Genomic DNA, 19,688 nt, shown 5'->3' on the forward strand with positions numbered 1-19,688 from the left:
CTATATCTGGAGAAGTACTCAAGTGGCTGAAGAGGTGCCCCTGCTAAGGGTATAGGTCGCGTAAGCGGCGCGAGGGTTCAAATCCCTCCTTCTCCGTTAATATGACCCGTTGGTCAAGTGGTTAAGACACCGCCCTTTCACGGCGGTAACATGAGTTCAAATCTCGTACGGGTCATTGATGTCTTAGACATCATGTTTTATACAGTAGTATGTTTCAAAGTTAAGCTATGGAGGATTACCCAAGTCCGGCTTAAGGGAACGGTCTTGAAAACCGTCAGGTCGCGAAAGCGGCGCGTGGGTTCGAATCCCACATCCTCCTTAAATTTGATTCAAGACAAGCTTTACTTTTTATTATCGCGGGATGGAGCAGTCTGGTAGCTCGTCGGGCTCATAACCCGAAGGTCGTTGGTTCAAATCCGGCTCCCGCAATTAGTTTTGAAAAGAATTAAATTTGGTTCCTTGGTCTAGTTGGTTAGGACGCCTGCCTGTCACGCAGGAGATCGCGGGTTCGATTCCCGCAGGGACCGTTAAATGGCTCGGTAGCTCAGTTGGTAGAGCAATGCATTGAAGCTGCATGTGTCGGCGGTTCGATTCCGTCCCGCGCCATTTATGGAGGGGTAGCGAAGTCTGGCTAAACGCGGCGGACTGTAAATCCGCTCCTTCGGGTTCGGTGGTTCGAATCCACTCCCCTCCATTGTATAGGGATATAGTTTAAAGGTAGAACTATGGTCTCCAAAACCATCAGTGTGGGTTCAATTCCTACTATCCCTGTTTCTACCTTTAATCATGGCGGTATTGGTGAAGTGGTTAACACATCGGTTTGTGGTACCGACACACGTGGGTTCGATTCCCACATACCGCCCTTTTTATTGGGTTATAGCCAAGCGGTAAGGCAATGGACTTTGACTCCATCATGCGCTGGTTCGAATCCAGCTAACCCAATTGCTGTTTTAATTGAATATGGCGGTATAGCCAAGTGGTAAGGCAGAGGTCTGCAAAACCTTCATCACCGGTTCAAATCCGGTTACCGCCTTTGGTTATACTAAGATAATCAGGCATGATATCATGCCGGTGTGGCGGAATTGGCAGACGCGCAGGATTCAAAATCCTGTTCCCACTAGGGAGTATCGGTTCGACCCCGATCACCGGTATAATACTAAAAAGAGCTGAATGTTGAAAAACGTTTAGCTCTTTTTTTGTGCTTTAATTAAAAATGATATTGTCAGCCATAATGGAAACGACTTTCTTGTTCAAATATTTTGGCTCTAAGCCGTTATTGATCTGTTTAGTAGTTATCTTACTTTTGCCATTTAAAAAGCCCTGTACGGTAATTCTTTGATTGATTTTGAATTTAGGATTGGCTTTGGTCAACAATAGAAAATACTGATTGCTGGTTTTGATGGGAGCTAAGATTAGATAGTTTTGATTATCCTTAGTTACCGATATATTCTTGATATAAAATTTCTTTAAAGTAACATTCATGAACAGATTATCACTAGTATATTGATCCATAGATGTTAGATCCAATTTTTTAGTGATGTCTGGATATCTTTGATTAGAGTCCAATTCACCTTTGGCCTGTGTGGCCTCTGCAGCATGTATCATTGTATTTTTCGACCAGGCGGCGTTATTGGCAGTTACCCCTGTGAAGAGCGTTAAACCTGTTAATAAGGCGATTCTCTTACGATTCATCAACAATTCCCCCTCAAAATGTTTTATTGCTCAAGGAGTAATTATAATTCCAATAATGAATTAATAAGGTAGATTATGCATAGTTAAATATTCATAAATATTAAATTTTTATTTATTGATTATTTAAATTGAATAACTAATTAAATGCAACAATCATCCATTTTACGTATCTAGGATCGTGTATATTTGATAAGCTAACCAAGCACCAAATAAAATGACGAGGGCCAAGATTATGAATTTGACCAAACAACAAGTTCTTCAAGCTATTTATAAAGAATTTTCCAGTCGTAAAGTTGAACGATTCACGCTGTCTGATCTTTCACGGATATCTGATGTCAGCAGAAATTCAATATACTATAACTTTGAATGTTTAGATTATGTTTATAAAGCTGCCTATGAGCAAATGATCTTAACGGAAACTATTGAGAATAGTAAAACAATAGAAGATTTCTTTACTAATTTAATTACTTGTATGGCTGAAAATAAAAATTTCTGTTTGAGTTTGTACCACTGCACATCAATGATCGTTGATGATAAGCAACTGCTTACAGCCTTGAATAAGATACTGATGCATTATGGCGAAAGGGATTATTCCAACAAAGAGTATCTTATCATGTCGTTTATTTATATTCTTAAAGCTTGGTTGGATAAGGGATTACGTGGCGATGAACAAAAAATTATTATGAATTTAAAAGCATATATGCGACTCATCCGAAAAATGCGTTGGTATGAGTAAACAATTTTTAAGAAGTGTTTCAAAGTTAACATTTTCTGAAAAATGACCATATTAGAATGAAAACAAATTAGTTATTATGTGTAGGTAATCAGATGAATGGTCTTGAAAAACCGTTCCGTTTGAAAATCAGATTACATAAAATTAAGAAAATGGGAGATTACGGATAATAATTTTATGTTTTAAGTAAACAATGATTAGGATGATCATTGTTTTTTATTGATTTCAAACAACATCTAATATTAGCTAAATTTGAGATTATTTATAAATCATGTATTATATATACTTGAGGTGAAAAGATGTTTAGATATGCAAAAGAAGAGGATGCAGACCAGATATTGCCAATTTTGTTCCAAATCTTCGATGAGATGGAATTAGATGTTTTTAAAGAAGTTGGCGACGAAAAGATGGGCCAAGTTATTAAGGAAGGTTTCTTCCAACCTGGCTATCGTTACGGTTTAGGAAATATCCTTGTAAACGAGATCGACGGCAAAGTTGTAGCCATTATGGTAGGTTATCCAGAAGAACTTGAGGATAATATCGACGCTCCATTGATCAAGATCATGCACAAATATGGCATTAAAGAAAAGAATTTGTTTGGTGATAAGGAAGCTTGGCCGGGTGAATGGTATTTGGATTCATTTGCGGTTGCTCCAGAATACCAAGGCAAAGGAATTGGAACTAAAACTATGGAACACTTCATCGACGTGATTCGTGATCGTGGCGAAAAGATTTTGAGTTTAAACGTTGATGTAACGAACGAACCAGCCAAACACGTATACGAAAAGACTGGATTTAAAAAAGTAGGTCAATTATATATTGGCAGTCACTTATACGACCATATGCAATATGATTTGACAAAATAAAACTCTATTTCTCAATTGACGTGATGTTGATGAGAAATAGAGCTTTTTTATTTTGGCAAAGGCAGGTTAATATCAGTTGTTAATTGCTTTAAGAAAGTATCTGCAGCAGGCGAGAGGTGTTGTCCCTTGTACCAAACTAAACTGGTTCCAGCAGTCACGCGAGGTTCCAAAGGAATAAAAATCAAGTCTGACTGATTGGTATTGATGATTCCATCGATGCACAGAGCATAGCCAACACCAGCAGAGACCATTAGAGAAGCGTTGTAGAGTAGGTTATAGGTTGCGACAACGTTGAATTTAGGGTCGTCTTTTTGCGACCATTCCCTGAATTGATCGACGACTCCATGCTGGCGAGAAATAATAATATCCTTTCCATCAAGGTCATCGAAACTCAGATGATCTTTTTTGGCTAGCGGGGATTTTCTTGGCAATAATAGACCCCAACGACTTTCACCAGGTAACTTCAAAAAATTATATTCACTTTTATCAGTAGGTTCCATCACGATACCGAAGTCATAATTACCAGATTTTAAATTTGCCCGAATGCCTTCAGAGTTAGTACTGATGATGTTTGTTTTGATTTTAGGATGGGCGTGGTGCATAGCATTGATAGACTGAGCAATATTTAGAAAACTTCTGGATTCAGCACTGCCGATAACGATCGAACCAACAATTTCTTGTTCTCGATGAATATTTTCGACGGTTTTGTCGGTTAAAGCCAGAATTTGGTTAACTTGATTGGCAAAATATTCACCGCTATTCGTTAGTTTTAAATTATGACCATTGCGATCGAACAAAGTAACGCCTAACTCATTTTCGAGATCTTTTAATTGACGTGAGATCGTAGGTTGAGAAACATGCAGACGTTCAGCAGCCCGACTGATATTTAGTTCGTTGACAACGGCTTGAAAATAACGCAAAACTCGCAATTCCATAGTAGATCATCTCCATAGCTTTTATGTATATTTATACATACATCATAAGTATTAGACATTGTCATAGTCAAGGATTAACCTGTTAATTGTTGAAGCAATCAGAAATTACGAGGTATTAAATATGGAGAATAAAACTTGGAGCAATCAAGAATTAAAAAGTTTTAAAGTTGCTGATGATTTCCGAGTTTCGCCGTTTTATAGCGATGGAAAAACTTATGGGACGCCAACTTGGATTTGGTCGGTCGTGGTGGATAAACAATTATTTATTCGAGCTTGGAATGGACAGCAGTCGCGTTGGTATCGTTCAGCTATTCAACAAAAAGCAGGGCGAATATTTTTAGCGGAACACAATCACGAGGTGAATTTTATTCCCCTAGAAGACGAGGCTCTGAATTATAAAGTGGATCAAGCTTATCAACTAAAATATGGCGATAGTCCTTATTTTTATCCAATGGTTCAAAGTGGTCCGCGGAGTACAACGTTAAAAATAGTTCCTCGTAATAATTAGAAAGAGTGAAGATCAATGAGTAAAATAATGATTATCGGTGCCAATGGTGGTACTGCTAGAATTTTAACTGAAAGAATTTTGCAAGAAACTGATGATGATTTAATTTTGTTTTTGAGAAATGCAAACAGATTGAATCAATATAGTAACAATAAACGTGTGATGTTGGTCGAGGGGGATGTTTTAAAAACACAACCTTTGGCAGAGGCAATGAAATCAGCTGATATTATTTATTCTAATGTTGGTGGAACTGACTTAGGTGCGCAGACAAAGAGCATTTTGGCAGCAATGGATCAAGTGGGCAAAAAACGTTTGATTTTCATCAGTGCGTTAGGTGCTCATCACGAGGTACCTGGAAAATTCGGCGAATGGAATGAACAAGCAATCTCAGCCTTTTTACCAGGATTTCGTGAATCGGCCAAATTGTTAGGAGAATCCGATGTGGATTACACTGAAATTCGTCCAGCATGGTTGACTGACAAAAAAGAAGTTGCTTATGAAACGACTACTCAAAATGAACCTTTCAAGGGAACCGAAGTATCTCGTGCCAGCGTAGCGGACTTTGTTTTGAAATTGCTTCAAAATCCGCGTCAAGATTTACGTACTAGTATCGGTTTGAACAAACCCAATACTGATGGCGATAAACCAAGTTGGATGTAATTAATTAGTGAAACATAATAAAAAATCTCTGATTCCGTGAAGAATCAGAGATTTTTTTGTTAATTGCATCTATTTTTAAAATTATTTAAATAGGGGATTTTTGATTTCATTCCTAAGTCGTCTAAGTCGGTCTTTGGCGCTAGAGTTGGCAATTTGATGTATTTGTCTAAGAAGATGGCTAGAAGCGTCCCCATGGGACCATCGTCAAGGTTAGTAAAGGATAGCTCCAAGCCAGGGTGTCCTTGACTCAAAACGACCGGCTGAACTGCCATAATTTCCTTACCAGCTTGGGTAACGTGATAATTGGAACTGACTAGGTTGCCTAAAACGTTCCAATTAACCTGACTGAGATGGACATATTTCAGATCTATCATCGGCAAAGCATTGATCGTAGCTTTCTCTTCACCATTGATATTGATCGAATAAATCTTTAGAAAATTATTTTTGAGTTTTATTTCACCAATTAACGTATTTAAGCGATTATAGAGTTTGATCAAGAAAGGATTGTTCTTATCACGCGAGGCAATAAAAATAGTTTCTTTACTTTGATTCGCAATGACAAGAATATTACCGACTGCTAAATCTGCTTTACGAATATAAAGATTCATCGATTAACCTTGATTCTGGTTATCTTCGATAGTTTTTTCAATGACTTGGGCGACACCGTCGTTAATATTGCTGTCAGTTGAAATTTGCGCTAACTTTTTAATGGCAGGAATAGCATTGGCCATAGCCACACCGATACCAGCATCACGGATCATTGAATAATCGTTGAGGTTGTCGCCGATAGCCATGATTTCTTCTGGTAAAATGTGTCTACTCTTGGCATATTGTAAGAGGGCGATTCCTTTTTGAGCATTTACACTATTTACTTCTACGTTGTTGGGTGATGATGATGTCACAACGACATCTTTGAGGTTCTTAGTGATTTCTTTTTTCATTGGGGCTAGGATTCGGTGTTGGTGTTTATTAAAACCAATTATCTTCATGATTTTGTAAGAACTGTCGTTAAGAATTTCATCGTAGTTATCGACAAAGTTCATGGGCATCATCTTGATACGTTCTTGAGTATCACGCAAGGCTTGTTTGTGGGAAATGCTAGGATTTAATTTTGCGAGTAAACTAGCTAAGTTGTTGACCCGTTCTTCTCTGCTGTTAGAAAAAATACCTTTGTCAGTAACTATTTCGAAATAGACATTGTATTTTTTGAAATAATCAATAACTTTGTTTTGAGTAGCAGCAGGAATTGGATTGCTAGAAACAAGTTTTTCGTTGCGGTCAAAAACTTCGGCACCATTTAAAGTGATGTAACCGGGATGTACTTGATTTCTCAAGAATGGTTTAGCTTCCCCCAAGCCACGACCAGTAGCAATCAAAAATTCGATCCCATCATTTTCAGCGTCCTTGATTGCTTGAATATTACGACTAGAAACTTCCATCTTGTCGTTTAGTAAAGTACCATCCATATCGGATGCAATTAATTTAATCATAAAGTTTCCTCCGAATGCGTTATGCTATATGTGAATGTTACCATAGTTTATACGATTATATATTAAAACAGGTAGGTGTAATTTTGAAAACCTTAATAAATAATGACTGGCAAGGTGTTTTGAACAGTGAATTTGACAAACCGTATTATGAAAAACTGCGTGAATTTTTAGTTAACGAATACAATACGCAGACGATTTATCCAGAAATGCACAAGATCTATCAAGCTTTCGAATGGACTTCATTTTCCGATACGAAAGTAGTTATCTTGGGACAAGATCCTTATCACGAACCTAATCAAGCGATTGGCTGCAGTTTTGCGGTGGCCCCAGGAGTGACGATCCCACCATCATTGCGAAATATTTATAAGGAATTACAAGATGATCTAGGCTGTACGCCAGTCAACCACGGATATTTGAAGTCGTGGGCTAAACAAGGCGTATTGCTTTTGAACTCAGTTTTGACAGTTAGAAGGGGCCAAGCCTTTTCTCACAAGGGCAAAGGCTGGGAGGAATTGACTGATTATGCGATCAAAGCTTTGTCAGACCGTGGCAAAGTTGTCTTTATCCTCTGGGGGAATGCTGCCAAAAGTAAGATTCCGTTGATCGACCAATCTAAGAATACGATTATTTCATCGACGCATCCGAGTCCTTTTGCCGCTCGTTATGGCTTCTTTGGCTCAAAACCATTTTCTAAAGCAAACCAAGCGCTTTTAAACTATAATGAAGAAGAAATTAATTGGCAATTACCTGAACATGCCGATGAAACGGAGGAAAAGTAATGGACTTATTTGAAAGCCTTAAAAACAAAATTAATGGGAAAGATTTGACAATCGTTTTTCCTGAGGGTGAGGAACCTAGAATTTTAGGCGCTGCAGCTCGATTAGTTAAAGAAAATATTCTCAAACCGATCCTTTTAGGTGACCAAGCAGCTATCGAAAAAATTGCCGCTGAAAAGTCATTTGATATTTCAAATATCGAAGTGATCGATCCTAAAAAGTACGCTGATTTTGACGAGATGGTAGCCAAATTCGTTGAACGTCGTAAAGGTAAAAATACTGAAGAACAAGCTAAAACAATGCTTTTAGACAATAATTACTTTGGAACAATGTTAGTTTACATGGACAAAGCTGACGGAATGGTTTCCGGAGCAGTTCACTCAACTGGTGACACTGTGCGTCCAGCACTTCAAATCGTCAAGACAGCTCCAGGCAACTCCAGAATCAGTGGCTCATTCATCATGCAAAAGGGTGAGAAACGTTACATGTTAGCTGACTGTGCTATCAACATCAATCCTAATGCTCAAGAATTAGCTGAAATTGCCGTTCAAACTGCTAAGGATGCAAAATTGTTTGATATTGACCCTAAAGTTGCTATGCTTAGTTTCTCAACTAAAGGTAGTGCTAAGAGTGACGAAGTTACTAAAGTAGCTGAAGCAACTAAAATTGCTCACGAATTGGCCCCAGATTTAGCTCTCGATGGTGAATTGCAATTTGATGCCGCCATCGTTCCTAGTGTCGGTGCTCAAAAGGCTCCAGACTCCAAAGTGGCTGGTAATGCCAACGTCTTCGTTTTCCCAGACCTTCAATCAGGTAACATCGGTTACAAGATTGCCCAAAGATTGGGTGGCTTTGAAGCTATTGGCCCAGTCTTGCAAGGACTTGCTAAACCAATTTCTGACTTGTCACGTGGCTGCAACGAAGAGGATGTCTATAAGTCAGCTATTTTAACTGCTGCTCTAGCACTATAGAATTAAGGAGACATAATGCTTGAATATCAATTAACAACTCATTCTTATGAGGATACTGAAAAATTAGGCACTAAGATTGCTGATTTGTTAAAACGTGGGGATGTCGTCGTTTTAAATGGCGATCTCGGCGTGGGTAAAACAACCTTAACTCGGGGATTAGCCCGCGGCCTAGGTATTAAAAGAAACGTCAAGAGTCCAACCTTTACGCTGATTCGCGAGTATAAAGACGGTCGCGTGCCTTTGTACCACATGGATGCCTACCGTTTGGAAAGCAGTCCGGATGAAGATCTGGGCTTTGATGAATATTTCAATGGCGATGGGATCACAATCGTTGAGTGGCCTCAGTTCATCAAAGACGAAATTCCGGCCGATCACATTTCGATCAATATCAAACGCTTGTCCGATACTGATCGAGAAGTAGTTTTCAAGTTGCACGGCGATACGTTTGATGACCGTGGATTTGGTGACTTAGTATGAGTGATCAGTTGAAATTACGTGAAGCGATCCCCAGTGATGCCAAAAATCTATTAGCTTTTTTGAAAAAAGCTAGCCAACAGACAGATTTCATTGTGCATGCTGATATCAAGAATGTGACGGAAGAAGCTGAAGAGTCGTCATTGGCTGAAATTTATAATTCTGAATTTGACGAGTTGATGGTGGCCATTTTGGATGAAGAGGTCATCGGTTTTGCTCGCTTGGAAAATGTTGACGATCAAAAAGCTGAATTTGGTGTCGTGGTCGATAAAGAATTTTGGAACAACGGCATTGCTAGCTATTTGATCGAGGATATTCTCGATTGGGCCAAGGAGTCACCATTAACGAAAGTATTTTTGGAAGTATACAAAAATAACCCAGCTGCAATTCATATTTATCAAAAATATGGTTTTACAACTGAGTTAGAAAAAGAGACAACGTTAGTTATGGGAAAAATGGTTTAGAACTTGAGCATTCTATATTTTCCGTTGCTTTATTAATAGTTAGAGTTTAAAAAAATAAAAGACGCAGATTATCCAACTCAGTTGGATAATCTGCGTCTTTGTCGTGAACTGAAAATAACTGCTTAGCTAGTCAATTTGACTAGCTTTTTTATTTGTTCCAAACCGAATTGTTGTTCGGTGCGCATCAAAATTTCCGCACAGGCCACGCTGTCGGCCAAGGCATTGTGGTGGTTAGTGAGGTCGATGTTGAGCTCATCGGAAACAGTGTCTAATTTGTGATTAGGCAGCTGTGGGAAAAATTTGCGACTAGTCTTCAAAGTATCGATGGTTAAGTACTTTGGTACAGTAATGTTGTAATTGGCAAGGGTGTTTTTTAAAACGCTATTATCGAAACTGGCGTTATGCGCAGCCACCAAATGACTATTGTCGAACAGAGGTTGAATGTGTGGCCAAACTTGATCGAAAGTAGGAGCACCCGCTACGTCTTCAGGATGAATGTGGTGGATTTGGATATTGCGGTAGTTGAATGACTCTTGAGGATCAATCAAAGTGTAAAAACTGTCAACGATTTGATTGTCGCGGACTAAAACGAGTGCTAAAGAACAAGCACTCGAACGATGACCGTTGGCAGTTTCAAAATCCATGGAAACAAAGTTCATTGATTATTCTCCTTTAATGTTTAAATCTAATTCGATTGGACAGTGGTCAGAACCAAAGACATCGTTTAGAATGTCGGCCTTGTCGATCAGTTTCTGACCATTGTTGGAAACGACAAAGTAGTCGATCCGCCAACCGGCGTTGTTCTTTCTAGCATTGAAACGATAACTCCACCATGAATATTTAATTTCATCGGGATGAAGAGACCTGAAACTGTCGATGAAGCCACTGTCTAATAATTCCGTAAATTTGTTGCGTTCTTGATCTGAGAAGCCAGGATTTTTGTGATTTGTTTTAGGATTCTTTAAGTCGATCTCTTCGTGGGCAACGTTTAAATCGCCACAGAGAATAACTGGTTTATCAGCTGATAATTTTAACATATATGTTCTCAAAGCATCGTCATAACGCATCCGATAATCAATTCTTTTGAGCTTGGGTTGTGAATTAGGGGTGTAGCTGTTTATCAAGTAAAAGTCAGGGAATTCTAATGTGATCGTTCGGCCTTCGTCATCGAATTCAGCAATACCAATTCCGGTTTTTACCGTGATAGGTTCGGTTTTGGTGAAAATAGCCGTACCAGAATAGCCTTTTTTCTTAGCATAGAAGAAGTACTGATGATATCCAGGTAAATCAAGGTCGATCTGACCTTCTTGTAACTTAGTTTCCTGAATACTAAAGATATCGGCATCCAAATTCTGGAAAGTTTCGACGAAATCTTTCTTTACTACGGCACGTAGTCCATTGACATTCCAAGATATAAGTTTCATAAAATCACCTCGGAATAATTATAGCATTTTTGTAATGTCAGTTAGTTCGTTATGTATCTAACTATGTGATAAACTTATAGTTAAGTCTTATGTAATTAAAGGATGATGAAAATAGTGAAATTTCCAGTTGAAAAATTACCTAATATTGAATTTAAATTAAATGAACCACTCAGTAAATATACATTTACTAAAACCGGTGGACCAGCTGATGTATTGGCTTTTCCCAAGACTCGTGAAGAATTGGTTGAAATTGTCGATACAGCCAGAGTCAATAAAGTACCGATCACAATCATCGGTAATGCTAGCAATTTGATTATTAAAGATGGTGGAATTCGCGGCATTGTTATTATCTTGCCTAATTTTCACAAGATCGAAGTGTCGGAAACTAAAGTTACTGCCGAAGCGGGTGCAACGATCATTAATACAACCATCGCTGCTCAAAAAGCTGGCTTGACGGGTCTAGAATTTGCAGCCGGAATCCCTGGTTCTGTTGGTGGAGCAGTCTTCATGAATGCTGGTGCCTATGGTGGAGAAATCAAGGATGTCTTTGAATCGGCCGAAGTATTGTTGCCCGATGGACACATCACGACTTTGACGCACGAAGATATGAAATTTGGTTACCGTCACAGTACAGTTCAAGATGATGGTGGCATCGTTATAAGCGCTACGTTCGCGTTGAAACGTGGCAATAAAGCGACAATCCAAGAAGAAATGGACCGCTTAAATGAACTCAGACGTTCCAAGCAACCATTGGAATATCCATCATGTGGTAGTGTCTTCAAACGCCCTAAAGGTCACTTTACTGGCCCATTGATCATCAAAGCTGGACTACAAGGCCACATGGTCGGTGGAGCACAAGTTTCAATGAAGCACGCCGGGTTCATCGTTAATATTAAACACGCAACAGCAACTGACTATTTGAATTTGATTCATCTGATCCAAAAGACTGTTAAAGAAAAATTCGATGTAGAACTTCACACTGAAGTTCGCATTATTGGTGAAGACAAAAAATAAAAGAATGGTAGGTGTTGTCTGTGGAAATACTTGAATCAATTATTTTGATTCTTTCACTCTTAATTATTGCCAATATTGTTAGTCACTACTTTGTATCAATACCACCAAGTTTGTTGCAGATTGCTGCAGGGATCTTAGCGGCATTATTTATGCACGTGAAGATTTATGTTGATACGGAGTGGTTTTTGTTAGCGTTTATTGCCCCGATCCTGTTCAATGATGGGAATAATTTTCCCAAGCGAGAGCTGTGGAAATTGAAGGGGCCAATTTTAGGAAATGCGATCGTTTTAGTTATTATTTCGACTTTAGTCGGTGGGGTATTTGTCAAGTGGCTGATCCCCAGTTTGCCTTGGGCAACTGCTTTCACATTGGTGGCCGTCTTATCACCAACCGATCCGATTGCGGTCCAGTCAATTGCTAAGAAGGCACATATTCCTGATAAATTAATGCATTTGATCAGTGGCGAAAGTTTGATCAACGATGCATCTGGTTTGATTTGTTTTAAATATGGGGTGGCAGCCACTGTAACAGGGATGTTCTCCTTAAAGGATGCTACGATCGACTTTTTCCATATTTCAATTGTCGGTGCCTTAGTTGGTGCCGTAATGATCTGGATCTTTAATGGCATTCGTCTGTATTTGATGAATCAAGGTGTCGACGATTCGATCTTGCATGCCATTATTCAGATCATTATTCCATTTATTATTTATTACGTAGCTGAAGACATTTTCGATGTGTCCGGAGTGGTAGCGGTTGTTATTGCCGGTATTTTGAATATTTCAACTAATCATAATCTCAGCAGCTTCACGCCTGAGATTCGTTTGGTCACTTCTAGGACTTGGAATTTGGTCGTCTACGTCTTGAATGGGATTGTCTTTGTTTTATTGGGAATCGAAATTCCGTTTGCAATGGAAGAATTAGTTCATAACGATAAAATAAATACTTTTTACGCAACCTTTTTAGCTTTTCTCATTTGGGTAATGCTTGTAGTGGTCAGAGCTGCTTGGAGTTACATTTACGCAACATTTTCCAATAATGAGGATAACAAGATCGATTGGCTGTCCAAAACGAGACTGCATGACTGTCTGATGTCAGGAATCTCTGGTGTCCGTGGTGCTGTTACTATGGTCGGTGTTTTGTCATTGCCATTGACGATCAAGGGCGGCTCACCATTTCCATCCAGAACATTGTTATTGTTTTTGGCTAGTGCTGTGATTATTTTTAGTTTATTAGGAGCAACGTTGCTCATTCCGCTATTAACTAAAAATAGTGCACCGGTTGCTTATCGTGGTAATACTTTTAGTTCGGATGAAGATGAATTGGACGACGACGATGAGGATGAAAGTCCTACACCGGTGGTTTTGACTCAAGCTGAGGCTAACCGTTTGATTTTGGATAAGACTATCAAAAAATTGCGAGCAGAAATGGATGACGGCGATGTCGGTGTTTATTCCTCAGTGATTGCCGAGTATCTGTATGATATCCGTAATCTGAGTATTCAAAATAACAATCCTAAGTTGGCTAGTCATCAAATCAGCAAGCGTCGAGTCAAAGGAAAAAAAGATGCCGAATTATGGGACATCTGTTTCAACTGTGAATTAGAAGCTATTGAAAAACTGTACGCAAACGATGAAATCTCAACTGAATCCTATGAGATAGCCCTGAGAAAAATTGCTAAGTATAAAAAAGAAATCGTTCATCGCCGTTATAGTCCTTCAATAGAATTTTTCTTGAGTTATTTCAGAAGAACTTATTTGCAGATCAAACGCTGGATCTATCGGTCGGTCAAATATGATGATATAAAGCAGTTGAATCAGGACTCAATCAAGATCTCGGCGGCCGGGGCCAAGAAGGCTTTGGCTAAGCTGCAAGAGTTAAATCATTCGGAACATGACGAATTTACTGATAATTTGATTTATATTTTTCAACGGCACTATGAAGACCGTTTGGAATTGTTACAAGGCAAATATCGAGGCCGTTCCCCAGAGTTCAATGGCAAACGAATGGCCTTAGAAGTTAAAGCTTTGAGTTATCAAAGAGCCTTTGTTCAAGATATGTTGGAACAAGGTAAGATCAGCAAAGGGACCGCAAATGAATTACGTCAAAATATTAATTATAGTGAAGAAGTTATGAATATAGGAGCGGAATAATATTCAAATATGATGAACTTTTATAATTTTTATTGTTTGTTATAATTAGTTCGAACTGCTAAGGAGCTAGGAAAATGAATTTTATACCAAGCAATATTTTTACGTGGCAGAATCTGGCTAACTTGTTTGATATCTTGATAGTCTGGTATTTCCTTTACAAAGTTCTGTCAATGTTACGTGGAACTAAGGCGGTACAGCTCCTGAAGGGAATTGTGATCATTTTTGGTATCAAGCTAATCAGCTGGGCTTTTAATTTGCACACAGTTTCCTTCCTGATGGACCAACTGATCAATTGGGGAATTATCGTGATCGTGATAATTTTTCAACCGGAGATCCGACGTGGGTTGGAACATTTGGGACGAATGCCGTTATTCAGTTCGACCAGTAATGAAGAAGGCAAGACCAAGAATCATTTGATCGAAAGTTTGGATCAAGCGATTCAATACATGAGCAAACGTCGGATTGGGGCGTTGATAACCTTGGAAATGAACACTGGTCTAGAAGAGTATGTTGAGACCGGGATCGACTTGGACGCCGAAGTTACGGGGGCCTTATTGATCAACATTTTCATTCCTAATACGCCTCTGCACGATGGGGCGGTTATCGTTCGTAACAACCGTATATCAGTTGCGGCGGCTTATTTGCCACTTTCGGAAAGCAACACGATTCCCAAAGAGTTAGGTACTCGTCACAGAGCAGCGGTTGGTATCAGTGAAGTAACCGATGCCATCACGATCGTTGTTTCAGAAGAGACCGGTGGCGTCATGATCACTAGAAATGGTCACATGATGCTTGATCTTTCACGCGAAGATTATTTGAAGTATCTTCATGCCCAACTTAAAGATCCTAATGAAAATGAAAATCATTCAATTTTAGGATTCTTTAGAATCGGTCATCGAAAGAAGGGGGACCAAGATGAAAAAGATAATTAATAGTAATTATTTTTACGCATTCATTGCCCTCTGTTGTTCTATCTGGCTATTTTTCTTTGTGAGTTCACCCGGTGTTGGATCGACTAGAGATTCAAATCAATCGAACACTTCAACGGTTACCAAAAAGGCCACTTTGACAGTACCTTTACAGTTACAAGCGGATGTTGATAAGTATTATATTACCGGCTATCCACAAAACGTTAAGGTCACTATTGAAGGGCCAGCCGCTTTGGTCACGGCAACGAAGAATACGCAGAACTTTAATCTGTATTTGAATCTACGTGACCTTTCGATCGGACAGCACCGTGTCCAAATCAAAGAGTCAGGTTTGAACAGCGAATTAACTTATAACATCAAACCTAAGTACGTTACAGTCAATATTCAACGACGTGAGACTAAGAAATTTGCGGTCGACGTCGACTACAACAAAGAATCATTAGCGACCGGCTATGAAGCTGGTAAGACTGAAGTGTCACCTGATACTGTGACAGTTACTAGTGCGGCTTCAGAAATTGAAAAAATCAACAAAGTAATTGTTAAACCAATTTTACCTAAAGGAATAAAATCCACATTTGATCAAGAAGTTTTAGTGCAAGCACTCGATAAAAATGGTAAAACTGTAAATGTTACATTGGATCCACAAACAGTTCATGTCAAAATTCCAATTACGATTCAAAGTAAGCAAGTAAGCATCAACTTGAAACAAAAAGGAGATTCTAACAATTCGAATTTCACGCTTGAATCTGATGTGAAAAGCATTAGAATTTTTGGGACACAGGCACAGATGGACAACATCAATGATTCGATCGATGTTCCTGTCGATGTGACTGATGTGACTGGAAATACCAAGAAGTCAATCGATTTAGCTGGTGCCTTAGGAAACAAAGTGGCTTTTACTGATCCAGATGCTATCAACGTGACGATCAATACTGGCAACAGTAACAGTTCGTCCACTAATAGCAGTAACAACAGCACCAATAGTACTAATAGCACTAATACTGACAACAACAGTAGTAGTGAAAATAATAATACGAGTTCATCGAATACTAATTCGACAAATGACAAAAATAATAGCGAACAATAATACGCTGGGGGTAAGTTTTTCATGACAAAATATTTTGGAACAGACGGAGTTAGAGGTATTGCAAATAAAGAATTGAGTCCAGAACTAGCATTCAAGCTAGGTCGTTTTGGCGGCTACGTTCTTACACAACACTCAGAAAACAACGACACACGTCCACGTGTCTTAGTTGCTAGAGATACACGTATTTCTGGTCAAATGTTGCAATCAAGTTTGATCTCAGGTCTACTTTCTGTAGGTATCGAAGTTCTAGACCTCGATGTGATCACTACTCCAGCCGTAGCTTACTTGATCCGTGCCGTTTCAGCTGACGCCGGAATCATGATCTCTGCATCACACAATCCTGCAGAAGATAACGGAATCAAATTCTTTGGTTCAGATGGTTACAAATTGCCAGATGACGTTGAAGAAGAAATCGAAGAATTATTGGATGCCAAGGAAGATACTTTACCAAGACCATCTGCTGAAGGTTTAGGTAGCGTTTCTGACTATCCAGAAGGTGCCCAAAAGTATCTTCAATTCTTGAAACAAACTCTTTCAGATGATCTATCTGGTATGAAGATCGTTTTGGATACAGCTAATGGTTCAACTAGCCGTCTAGCAAGCACTTTGTTTGCTGATTTGGGCGTTGACTTTGACATCATGGCTTCACACCCAGATGGGATCAACATCAACAAAAACGTTGGTTCAACTCACCCAGAAGAACTATCTAAACGAGTTAAGGAATCAGATGCTGTTGCCGGACTTGCTTTTGATGGTGATGGAGACCGTTGTATTGCTGTTGATGCTGACGGTAATATCGTTGACGGTGACAAGATCATGTTCATCCTTGGTAAATATCTTCACGATGGTGGCCGTTTAAAGAAAGACACTATTGTTACAACTGTTATGAGTAACTTGGGCTTGTACAAAGCTATCGAAGCTAATGGCATGAAGTCAGTTCAAACTGCCGTTGGTGACAGACATGTTGTTGAAGAGATCCGCAAGAATAACTACAACATCGGTGGCGAACAATCAGGTCACGTTGTCTTATACGAATACATGAATACTGGTGACGGTATGTTGACTGGTATCCACTTGTTACACGTTATGAAAGAAACTGGCAAGACTTTGGCCGAATTGGGTGCACCAGTTAAAGTTTACCCACAAAAGCTAGTCAACGTACCAGTTGCTGACAAAGAGTCATGGGACAAGCACCAACCAATCCTCGATGCCATCAAGGCAGTTGAAGATGAAATGGATGGGGATGGCCGTGTCTTAGTACGTCCTAGTGGTACACAAGCACTATTGCGTGTTATGTGTGAAGCTGCTACTGAAGAAAAAGTCAATGCATATTGTGATCAAATCGTTGATGTAGTTAAAAACGAATTGAACTAATATAAGTCGTAAATCTGTTCAAACAAATGATAACGATATATAATTAAATTAATAAAAATAGAGATTGAGGGATCAAAGCCCTCAGTCTCTATTTTTTTATTTAAGATTCTTTACGGAATATATACCATAGTAATTATATCGGTACATACCACCTATACCATTTTATAAATTTATTAAATATTTCTTGACAATAAATAGCTAGATTAGTATTCTAGTCATTGTCACGAGACGAGATATTAGTTCGAATGAACTATACCAATTAAGAAAGGCTTGAAAGCTATGTGTGGAATTGTTGGAGTAATTGGAAATAATAAAACTACTGATATTTTATTGAACGGATTAAAGAAACTTGAATACCGTGGTTATGATTCAGCCGGTATTTATGTTAATGATCAAAATGGTAAAGATTTCTTAGTTAAAGAAGTCGGTAAAATTAGTAAATTAGAAAATGCTGTGGGTCCCGATGTTCAAGGACTTGTTGGAATCGGTCATACAAGATGGGCTACTCACGGCAAACCAACAATTGAGAATGCACACCCACATTTCTCAGAAGATAATCGTTTTTATCTAGTTCACAATGGTGTTTTGACTAACTTTGAAGAATTGAAAACTAAATATTTAGCTGACGTTGACTTCAAGAGCCAAACTGATACTGAAGTTGCTGTTCAATTAGTTGATCACTTTGCTAAAGAGGGCCTTGATGGCGAAGCTGCTTTCAGAAAAGCACTCAGCTTGATTGAAGGTTCATATGCCTTTGCTATGATCGACAAAGAACAACCAGACAGAATCTTTGTGGCTAAGAATAAGAGTCCATTATTGATTGGCTTGGGTGACGGTTTCAACGTTATTTGTTCCGATGCAATGGCCATGCTTGATCAAACACACCAATTTGTAGAGATTCACGACGGTGAAGTTGTTATCCTTGAAAAGGATTCAGTTAACATCAGTAAGATCGACGGTACTAAGGTTACTAGAGATCCTTACACAGTTAACCTTGATGCTAGCGATATTTCTAAGGGTACTTATGACCACTACATGCTCAAGGAAATTGATGAACAACCTAATGTAATGAGAAAGATTTCTCAAAACTATATCAAGAATGATGGCAGCCTAAATGTTGAACAAGACTTGTTGGACGAAATAAAGAAAGCCGACCGACTTTATATTGTTGCTGCTGGAACAAGTTATCACGCTGGTTTAGTTGGTAAAAATATTTTTGAAGCTGTTTCTGACGTGCCAGTGGATGTTGAATTAGGAAGCGAGTTTGGTTATCACATGCCTAAACTTTCAAAGCACCCATTCTTCATCTTCTTGTCACAAAGTGGTGAAACTGCCGACAGTCGTCAAGTTCTAGTTAAAGTAAACGAGATGAACTTGCCAAGCTTGACGATCACTAACGTGCCTAATTCAACTCTTTCCAGAGAAGCTACTTTCACCATGGAATTATTGGCTGGACCTGAAATCGCGGTTGCCTCAACTAAAGCTTACACAGCCCAAATTGCCGTCGAAGCCGTTTTAGCTAAAGCCTTAGGTGAAGATAAGAATTATCCAGCTGCTAAAGACTTTGATGTCAAAGGTGAACTTGCTTTAGCTGCTAATGGCATTCAACAAATTGTCGATGAAAAGGACAAGATCAAGGCTTTAACAGCTGACTTCTTGACTGGTCAATCAGATGCCTTTTATATCGGCCGTGGAATCGATTATGCACTTTCACTTGAAGCTGCACTTAAACTAAAGGAAATTTCTTATATTCACGCTGAAGGCTTCGCAGCCGGAGAATTGAAGCACGGAACAATCGCTTTGATCGAAAAAGATACACCGGTTATTGCATATATCAATGATGGTGTCGGCGCAAGTCATACACGTGGAAATATTCAAGAAGTTGAAGCTCGTGGAGCTCACGTGTTGGTTATCGCTAGTCAAAAATATGCTCAAGCTGGCGATCAAATCATCATTCCAGAAATCGATGAATTGCTTTCACCGATCATCAGCGTAGTCCCAGCTCAACTGATTGCTTATTATGCAAGTTTGGCTCGTGGCAACGATGTCGACAGGCCTCGTAATCTTGCTAAAAGTGTTACGGTAGAGTAATCTAAATTAGAATAATAAACAAAATAGTCTCTGAATATTGGAGGCTATTTTTT

Annotated in this window: 20 protein-coding genes and 12 tRNA genes; 26 read left to right on the forward strand and 6 right to left on the reverse strand. The window is 39.0% G+C overall.

Annotated elements, in window-relative coordinates:
- The first annotated feature begins 8 nt into the window (after positions 1–8).
- From FD29_RS10340 to FD29_RS10395, 12 genes are all read left to right on the forward strand, one after another.
- A tRNA-Ser gene (locus FD29_RS10340) sits at positions 9–96 on the forward strand.
- A 7-nt stretch (positions 97–103) separates the two neighbouring features.
- Positions 104–175: transfer RNA gene (locus FD29_RS10345), tRNA-Glu, on the forward strand.
- Positions 176–229: 54 nt separating this feature from the next.
- Positions 230–319 (forward strand) — tRNA-Ser (locus FD29_RS10350).
- A 36-nt stretch (positions 320–355) separates the two neighbouring features.
- Positions 356–429 (forward strand) — tRNA-Met (locus FD29_RS10355).
- A gap of 24 nt (positions 430–453) precedes the next feature.
- Positions 454–527 (forward strand) — tRNA-Asp (locus FD29_RS10360).
- 6 nt (positions 528–533) lie between these two features.
- Positions 534–606, forward strand: a tRNA-Phe gene (locus tag FD29_RS10365).
- A gap of 5 nt (positions 607–611) precedes the next feature.
- A tRNA-Tyr gene (locus FD29_RS10370) sits at positions 612–694 on the forward strand.
- Between the two features lie 6 nt (positions 695–700).
- Positions 701–771: transfer RNA gene (locus FD29_RS10375), tRNA-Trp, on the forward strand.
- Positions 772–789: 18 nt separating this feature from the next.
- A tRNA-His gene (locus FD29_RS10380) sits at positions 790–862 on the forward strand.
- A gap of 8 nt (positions 863–870) precedes the next feature.
- Positions 871–942, forward strand: a tRNA-Gln gene (locus FD29_RS10385).
- 20 nt (positions 943–962) lie between these two features.
- A tRNA-Cys gene (locus FD29_RS10390) sits at positions 963–1,033 on the forward strand.
- Positions 1,034–1,067: 34 nt separating this feature from the next.
- Positions 1,068–1,151: transfer RNA gene (locus FD29_RS10395), tRNA-Leu, on the forward strand.
- A 52-nt stretch (positions 1,152–1,203) separates the two neighbouring features.
- Here the strand turns inward: FD29_RS10395 and FD29_RS10400 are convergent.
- On the reverse strand, positions 1,204–1,692 hold the full coding sequence (locus FD29_RS10400) for a hypothetical protein (protein ID WP_057888846.1): 489 nt from the start codon (positions 1,690–1,692) through the stop codon (positions 1,204–1,206).
- Positions 1,693–1,924: 232 nt separating this feature from the next.
- Here FD29_RS10400 and FD29_RS10405 point away from each other — a divergent pair, with 232 nt between their 5' ends.
- Positions 1,925–2,428 carry a TetR/AcrR family transcriptional regulator gene (locus FD29_RS10405; RefSeq protein ID WP_057888847.1) on the forward strand — a complete coding sequence of 168 codons (504 nt, stop codon included), beginning with the start codon at positions 1,925–1,927 and terminating at the stop codon, positions 2,426–2,428.
- Positions 2,429–2,724: 296 nt separating this feature from the next.
- Complete coding sequence (locus FD29_RS10410; protein WP_057888848.1) at positions 2,725–3,291, forward strand: GNAT family N-acetyltransferase; 567 nt, start codon at positions 2,725–2,727, stop codon at positions 3,289–3,291.
- Positions 3,292–3,338: 47 nt separating this feature from the next.
- Here FD29_RS10410 and FD29_RS10415 read toward each other — a convergent pair whose 3' ends face one another.
- Positions 3,339–4,226 carry a LysR family transcriptional regulator gene (locus FD29_RS10415; RefSeq protein WP_057888849.1) on the reverse strand — a complete coding sequence of 296 codons (888 nt, stop codon included), beginning with the start codon at positions 4,224–4,226 and terminating at the stop codon, positions 3,339–3,341.
- Between the two features lie 121 nt (positions 4,227–4,347).
- Here FD29_RS10415 and FD29_RS10420 point away from each other — a divergent pair, with 121 nt between their 5' ends.
- Together FD29_RS10420 and FD29_RS10425 are read left to right on the forward strand one after the other, a co-directional pair.
- Positions 4,348–4,734, forward strand: coding sequence for a DUF2255 family protein (locus FD29_RS10420; RefSeq protein ID WP_057888850.1), 387 nt, complete (start codon positions 4,348–4,350; stop codon positions 4,732–4,734).
- Between the two features lie 15 nt (positions 4,735–4,749).
- The gene (locus FD29_RS10425; RefSeq protein ID WP_057888851.1) at positions 4,750–5,391 is read left to right on the forward strand and encodes an NAD(P)H-binding protein; all 642 of its coding nucleotides are present in this window, start codon (positions 4,750–4,752) and stop codon (positions 5,389–5,391) included.
- A 59-nt stretch (positions 5,392–5,450) separates the two neighbouring features.
- Here the strand turns inward: FD29_RS10425 and FD29_RS10430 are convergent, their stop codons facing one another.
- Both FD29_RS10430 and FD29_RS10435 read right to left on the reverse strand, forming a co-directional pair.
- Positions 5,451–5,999 (reverse strand): LURP-one-related/scramblase family protein, encoded by a 549-nt coding sequence (locus tag FD29_RS10430; RefSeq protein ID WP_057888852.1) that lies wholly within the window; start codon positions 5,997–5,999, stop codon positions 5,451–5,453.
- A gap of 3 nt (positions 6,000–6,002) precedes the next feature.
- Complete coding sequence (locus FD29_RS10435; RefSeq protein ID WP_057888853.1) at positions 6,003–6,881, reverse strand: Cof-type HAD-IIB family hydrolase; 879 nt, start codon at positions 6,879–6,881, stop codon at positions 6,003–6,005.
- Between the two features lie 83 nt (positions 6,882–6,964).
- On the opposite strand from FD29_RS10435, the gene FD29_RS10440 reads away from it, so the two are divergent.
- From FD29_RS10440 to FD29_RS10455, 4 genes are read left to right on the forward strand one after another with little or no spacing between them, the layout of a single operon-like run.
- Positions 6,965–7,660, forward strand: coding sequence for a uracil-DNA glycosylase (locus FD29_RS10440; protein ID WP_057888854.1), 696 nt, complete (start codon positions 6,965–6,967; stop codon positions 7,658–7,660).
- Positions 7,660–8,628 carry a phosphate acetyltransferase gene (gene pta / locus FD29_RS10445; RefSeq protein ID WP_057888855.1) on the forward strand — a complete coding sequence of 323 codons (969 nt, stop codon included), beginning with the start codon at positions 7,660–7,662 and terminating at the stop codon, positions 8,626–8,628. Before FD29_RS10440 ends, pta begins: the two co-directional genes overlap by 1 nt.
- 15 nt (positions 8,629–8,643) lie before the next feature.
- Positions 8,644–9,105 carry a tRNA (adenosine(37)-N6)-threonylcarbamoyltransferase complex ATPase subunit type 1 TsaE gene (gene tsaE, locus FD29_RS10450; protein WP_057888856.1) on the forward strand — a complete coding sequence of 154 codons (462 nt, stop codon included), beginning with the start codon at positions 8,644–8,646 and terminating at the stop codon, positions 9,103–9,105.
- Positions 9,102–9,566 carry a GNAT family N-acetyltransferase gene (locus FD29_RS10455; protein WP_057888857.1) on the forward strand — a complete coding sequence of 155 codons (465 nt, stop codon included), beginning with the start codon at positions 9,102–9,104 and terminating at the stop codon, positions 9,564–9,566. Before tsaE ends, FD29_RS10455 begins: the two co-directional genes overlap by 4 nt.
- Positions 9,567–9,688: 122 nt before the next feature.
- On the opposite strand, the gene FD29_RS10460 is transcribed toward FD29_RS10455, so the two are convergent.
- Positions 9,689–10,225 (reverse strand): 3'-5' exonuclease, encoded by a 537-nt coding sequence (locus FD29_RS10460; RefSeq protein WP_057888858.1) that lies wholly within the window; start codon positions 10,223–10,225, stop codon positions 9,689–9,691.
- Positions 10,226–10,228: 3 nt separating this feature from the next.
- On the reverse strand, positions 10,229–10,990 hold the full coding sequence (locus FD29_RS10465; RefSeq protein ID WP_057888859.1) for an exodeoxyribonuclease III: 762 nt from the start codon (positions 10,988–10,990) through the stop codon (positions 10,229–10,231).
- Positions 10,991–11,095: 105 nt separating this feature from the next.
- Between FD29_RS10465 and murB the strand changes: the two genes are divergently transcribed.
- From murB to glmS, 6 genes are all read left to right on the forward strand, one after another.
- On the forward strand, positions 11,096–12,004 hold the full coding sequence (murB, locus tag FD29_RS10470) for a UDP-N-acetylmuramate dehydrogenase (protein WP_057888860.1): 909 nt from the start codon (positions 11,096–11,098) through the stop codon (positions 12,002–12,004).
- Between the two features lie 20 nt (positions 12,005–12,024).
- A complete protein-coding gene (locus FD29_RS10475; protein WP_057888861.1) occupies positions 12,025–14,154 on the forward strand; it encodes a cation:proton antiporter in 2,130 nt (709 codons plus the stop codon).
- A gap of 74 nt (positions 14,155–14,228) precedes the next feature.
- Positions 14,229–15,086 carry a diadenylate cyclase CdaA gene (gene cdaA / locus FD29_RS10480; RefSeq protein ID WP_057888862.1) on the forward strand — a complete coding sequence of 286 codons (858 nt, stop codon included), beginning with the start codon at positions 14,229–14,231 and terminating at the stop codon, positions 15,084–15,086.
- Positions 15,070–16,170: a CdaR family protein gene (locus FD29_RS10485; RefSeq protein ID WP_057888863.1), complete on the forward strand. Its 1,101-nt coding sequence runs from the start codon at positions 15,070–15,072 to the stop codon at positions 16,168–16,170. Before cdaA ends, FD29_RS10485 begins: the two co-directional genes overlap by 17 nt.
- A 21-nt stretch (positions 16,171–16,191) precedes the next feature.
- Entirely contained in the window at positions 16,192–17,544 is a 1,353-nt protein-coding gene (gene glmM, locus FD29_RS10490; protein ID WP_057888864.1) for a phosphoglucosamine mutase, read from the forward strand.
- A gap of 279 nt (positions 17,545–17,823) precedes the next feature.
- Entirely contained in the window at positions 17,824–19,635 is a 1,812-nt protein-coding gene (gene glmS, locus FD29_RS10495) for a glutamine--fructose-6-phosphate transaminase (isomerizing) (protein ID WP_057888865.1), read from the forward strand.
- The last annotated feature ends 53 nt before the right edge of the window (positions 19,636–19,688 follow it).

The organism is Companilactobacillus mindensis DSM 14500 (assembly GCF_001434275.1).
GTDB classification, from domain to species: domain Bacteria; phylum Bacillota; class Bacilli; order Lactobacillales; family Lactobacillaceae; genus Companilactobacillus; species Companilactobacillus mindensis.

Coding starts and splice junctions, on each gene's coding strand:
- FD29_RS10400 (WP_057888846.1), bottom strand. CDS start 1,692: ATGAATCGTAAGAGAATCGCCTTATTAACAGGTTTAACGCTCTTCACA.
- FD29_RS10405 (WP_057888847.1), top strand. CDS start 1,925: ATGAATTTGACCAAACAACAAGTTCTTCAAGCTATTTATAAAGAATTT.
- FD29_RS10410 (WP_057888848.1), top strand. CDS start 2,725: ATGTTTAGATATGCAAAAGAAGAGGATGCAGACCAGATATTGCCAATT.
- FD29_RS10415 (WP_057888849.1), bottom strand. CDS start 4,226: ATGGAATTGCGAGTTTTGCGTTATTTTCAAGCCGTTGTCAACGAACTA.
- FD29_RS10420 (WP_057888850.1), top strand. CDS start 4,348: ATGGAGAATAAAACTTGGAGCAATCAAGAATTAAAAAGTTTTAAAGTT.
- FD29_RS10425 (WP_057888851.1), top strand. CDS start 4,750: ATGAGTAAAATAATGATTATCGGTGCCAATGGTGGTACTGCTAGAATT.
- FD29_RS10430 (WP_057888852.1), bottom strand. CDS start 5,999: ATGAATCTTTATATTCGTAAAGCAGATTTAGCAGTCGGTAATATTCTT.
- FD29_RS10435 (WP_057888853.1), bottom strand. CDS start 6,881: ATGATTAAATTAATTGCATCCGATATGGATGGTACTTTACTAAACGAC.
- pta (WP_057888855.1), top strand. CDS start 7,660: ATGGACTTATTTGAAAGCCTTAAAAACAAAATTAATGGGAAAGATTTG.
- tsaE (WP_057888856.1), top strand. CDS start 8,644: ATGCTTGAATATCAATTAACAACTCATTCTTATGAGGATACTGAAAAA.
- FD29_RS10455 (WP_057888857.1), top strand. CDS start 9,102: ATGAGTGATCAGTTGAAATTACGTGAAGCGATCCCCAGTGATGCCAAA.
- FD29_RS10460 (WP_057888858.1), bottom strand. CDS start 10,225: ATGAACTTTGTTTCCATGGATTTTGAAACTGCCAACGGTCATCGTTCG.
- FD29_RS10465 (WP_057888859.1), bottom strand. CDS start 10,990: ATGAAACTTATATCTTGGAATGTCAATGGACTACGTGCCGTAGTAAAG.
- murB (WP_057888860.1), top strand. CDS start 11,096: ATGAAAATAGTGAAATTTCCAGTTGAAAAATTACCTAATATTGAATTT.
- cdaA (WP_057888862.1), top strand. CDS start 14,229: ATGAATTTTATACCAAGCAATATTTTTACGTGGCAGAATCTGGCTAAC.
- FD29_RS10485 (WP_057888863.1), top strand. CDS start 15,070: ATGAAAAAGATAATTAATAGTAATTATTTTTACGCATTCATTGCCCTC.
- glmM (WP_057888864.1), top strand. CDS start 16,192: ATGACAAAATATTTTGGAACAGACGGAGTTAGAGGTATTGCAAATAAA.
- glmS (WP_057888865.1), top strand. CDS start 17,824: ATGTGTGGAATTGTTGGAGTAATTGGAAATAATAAAACTACTGATATT.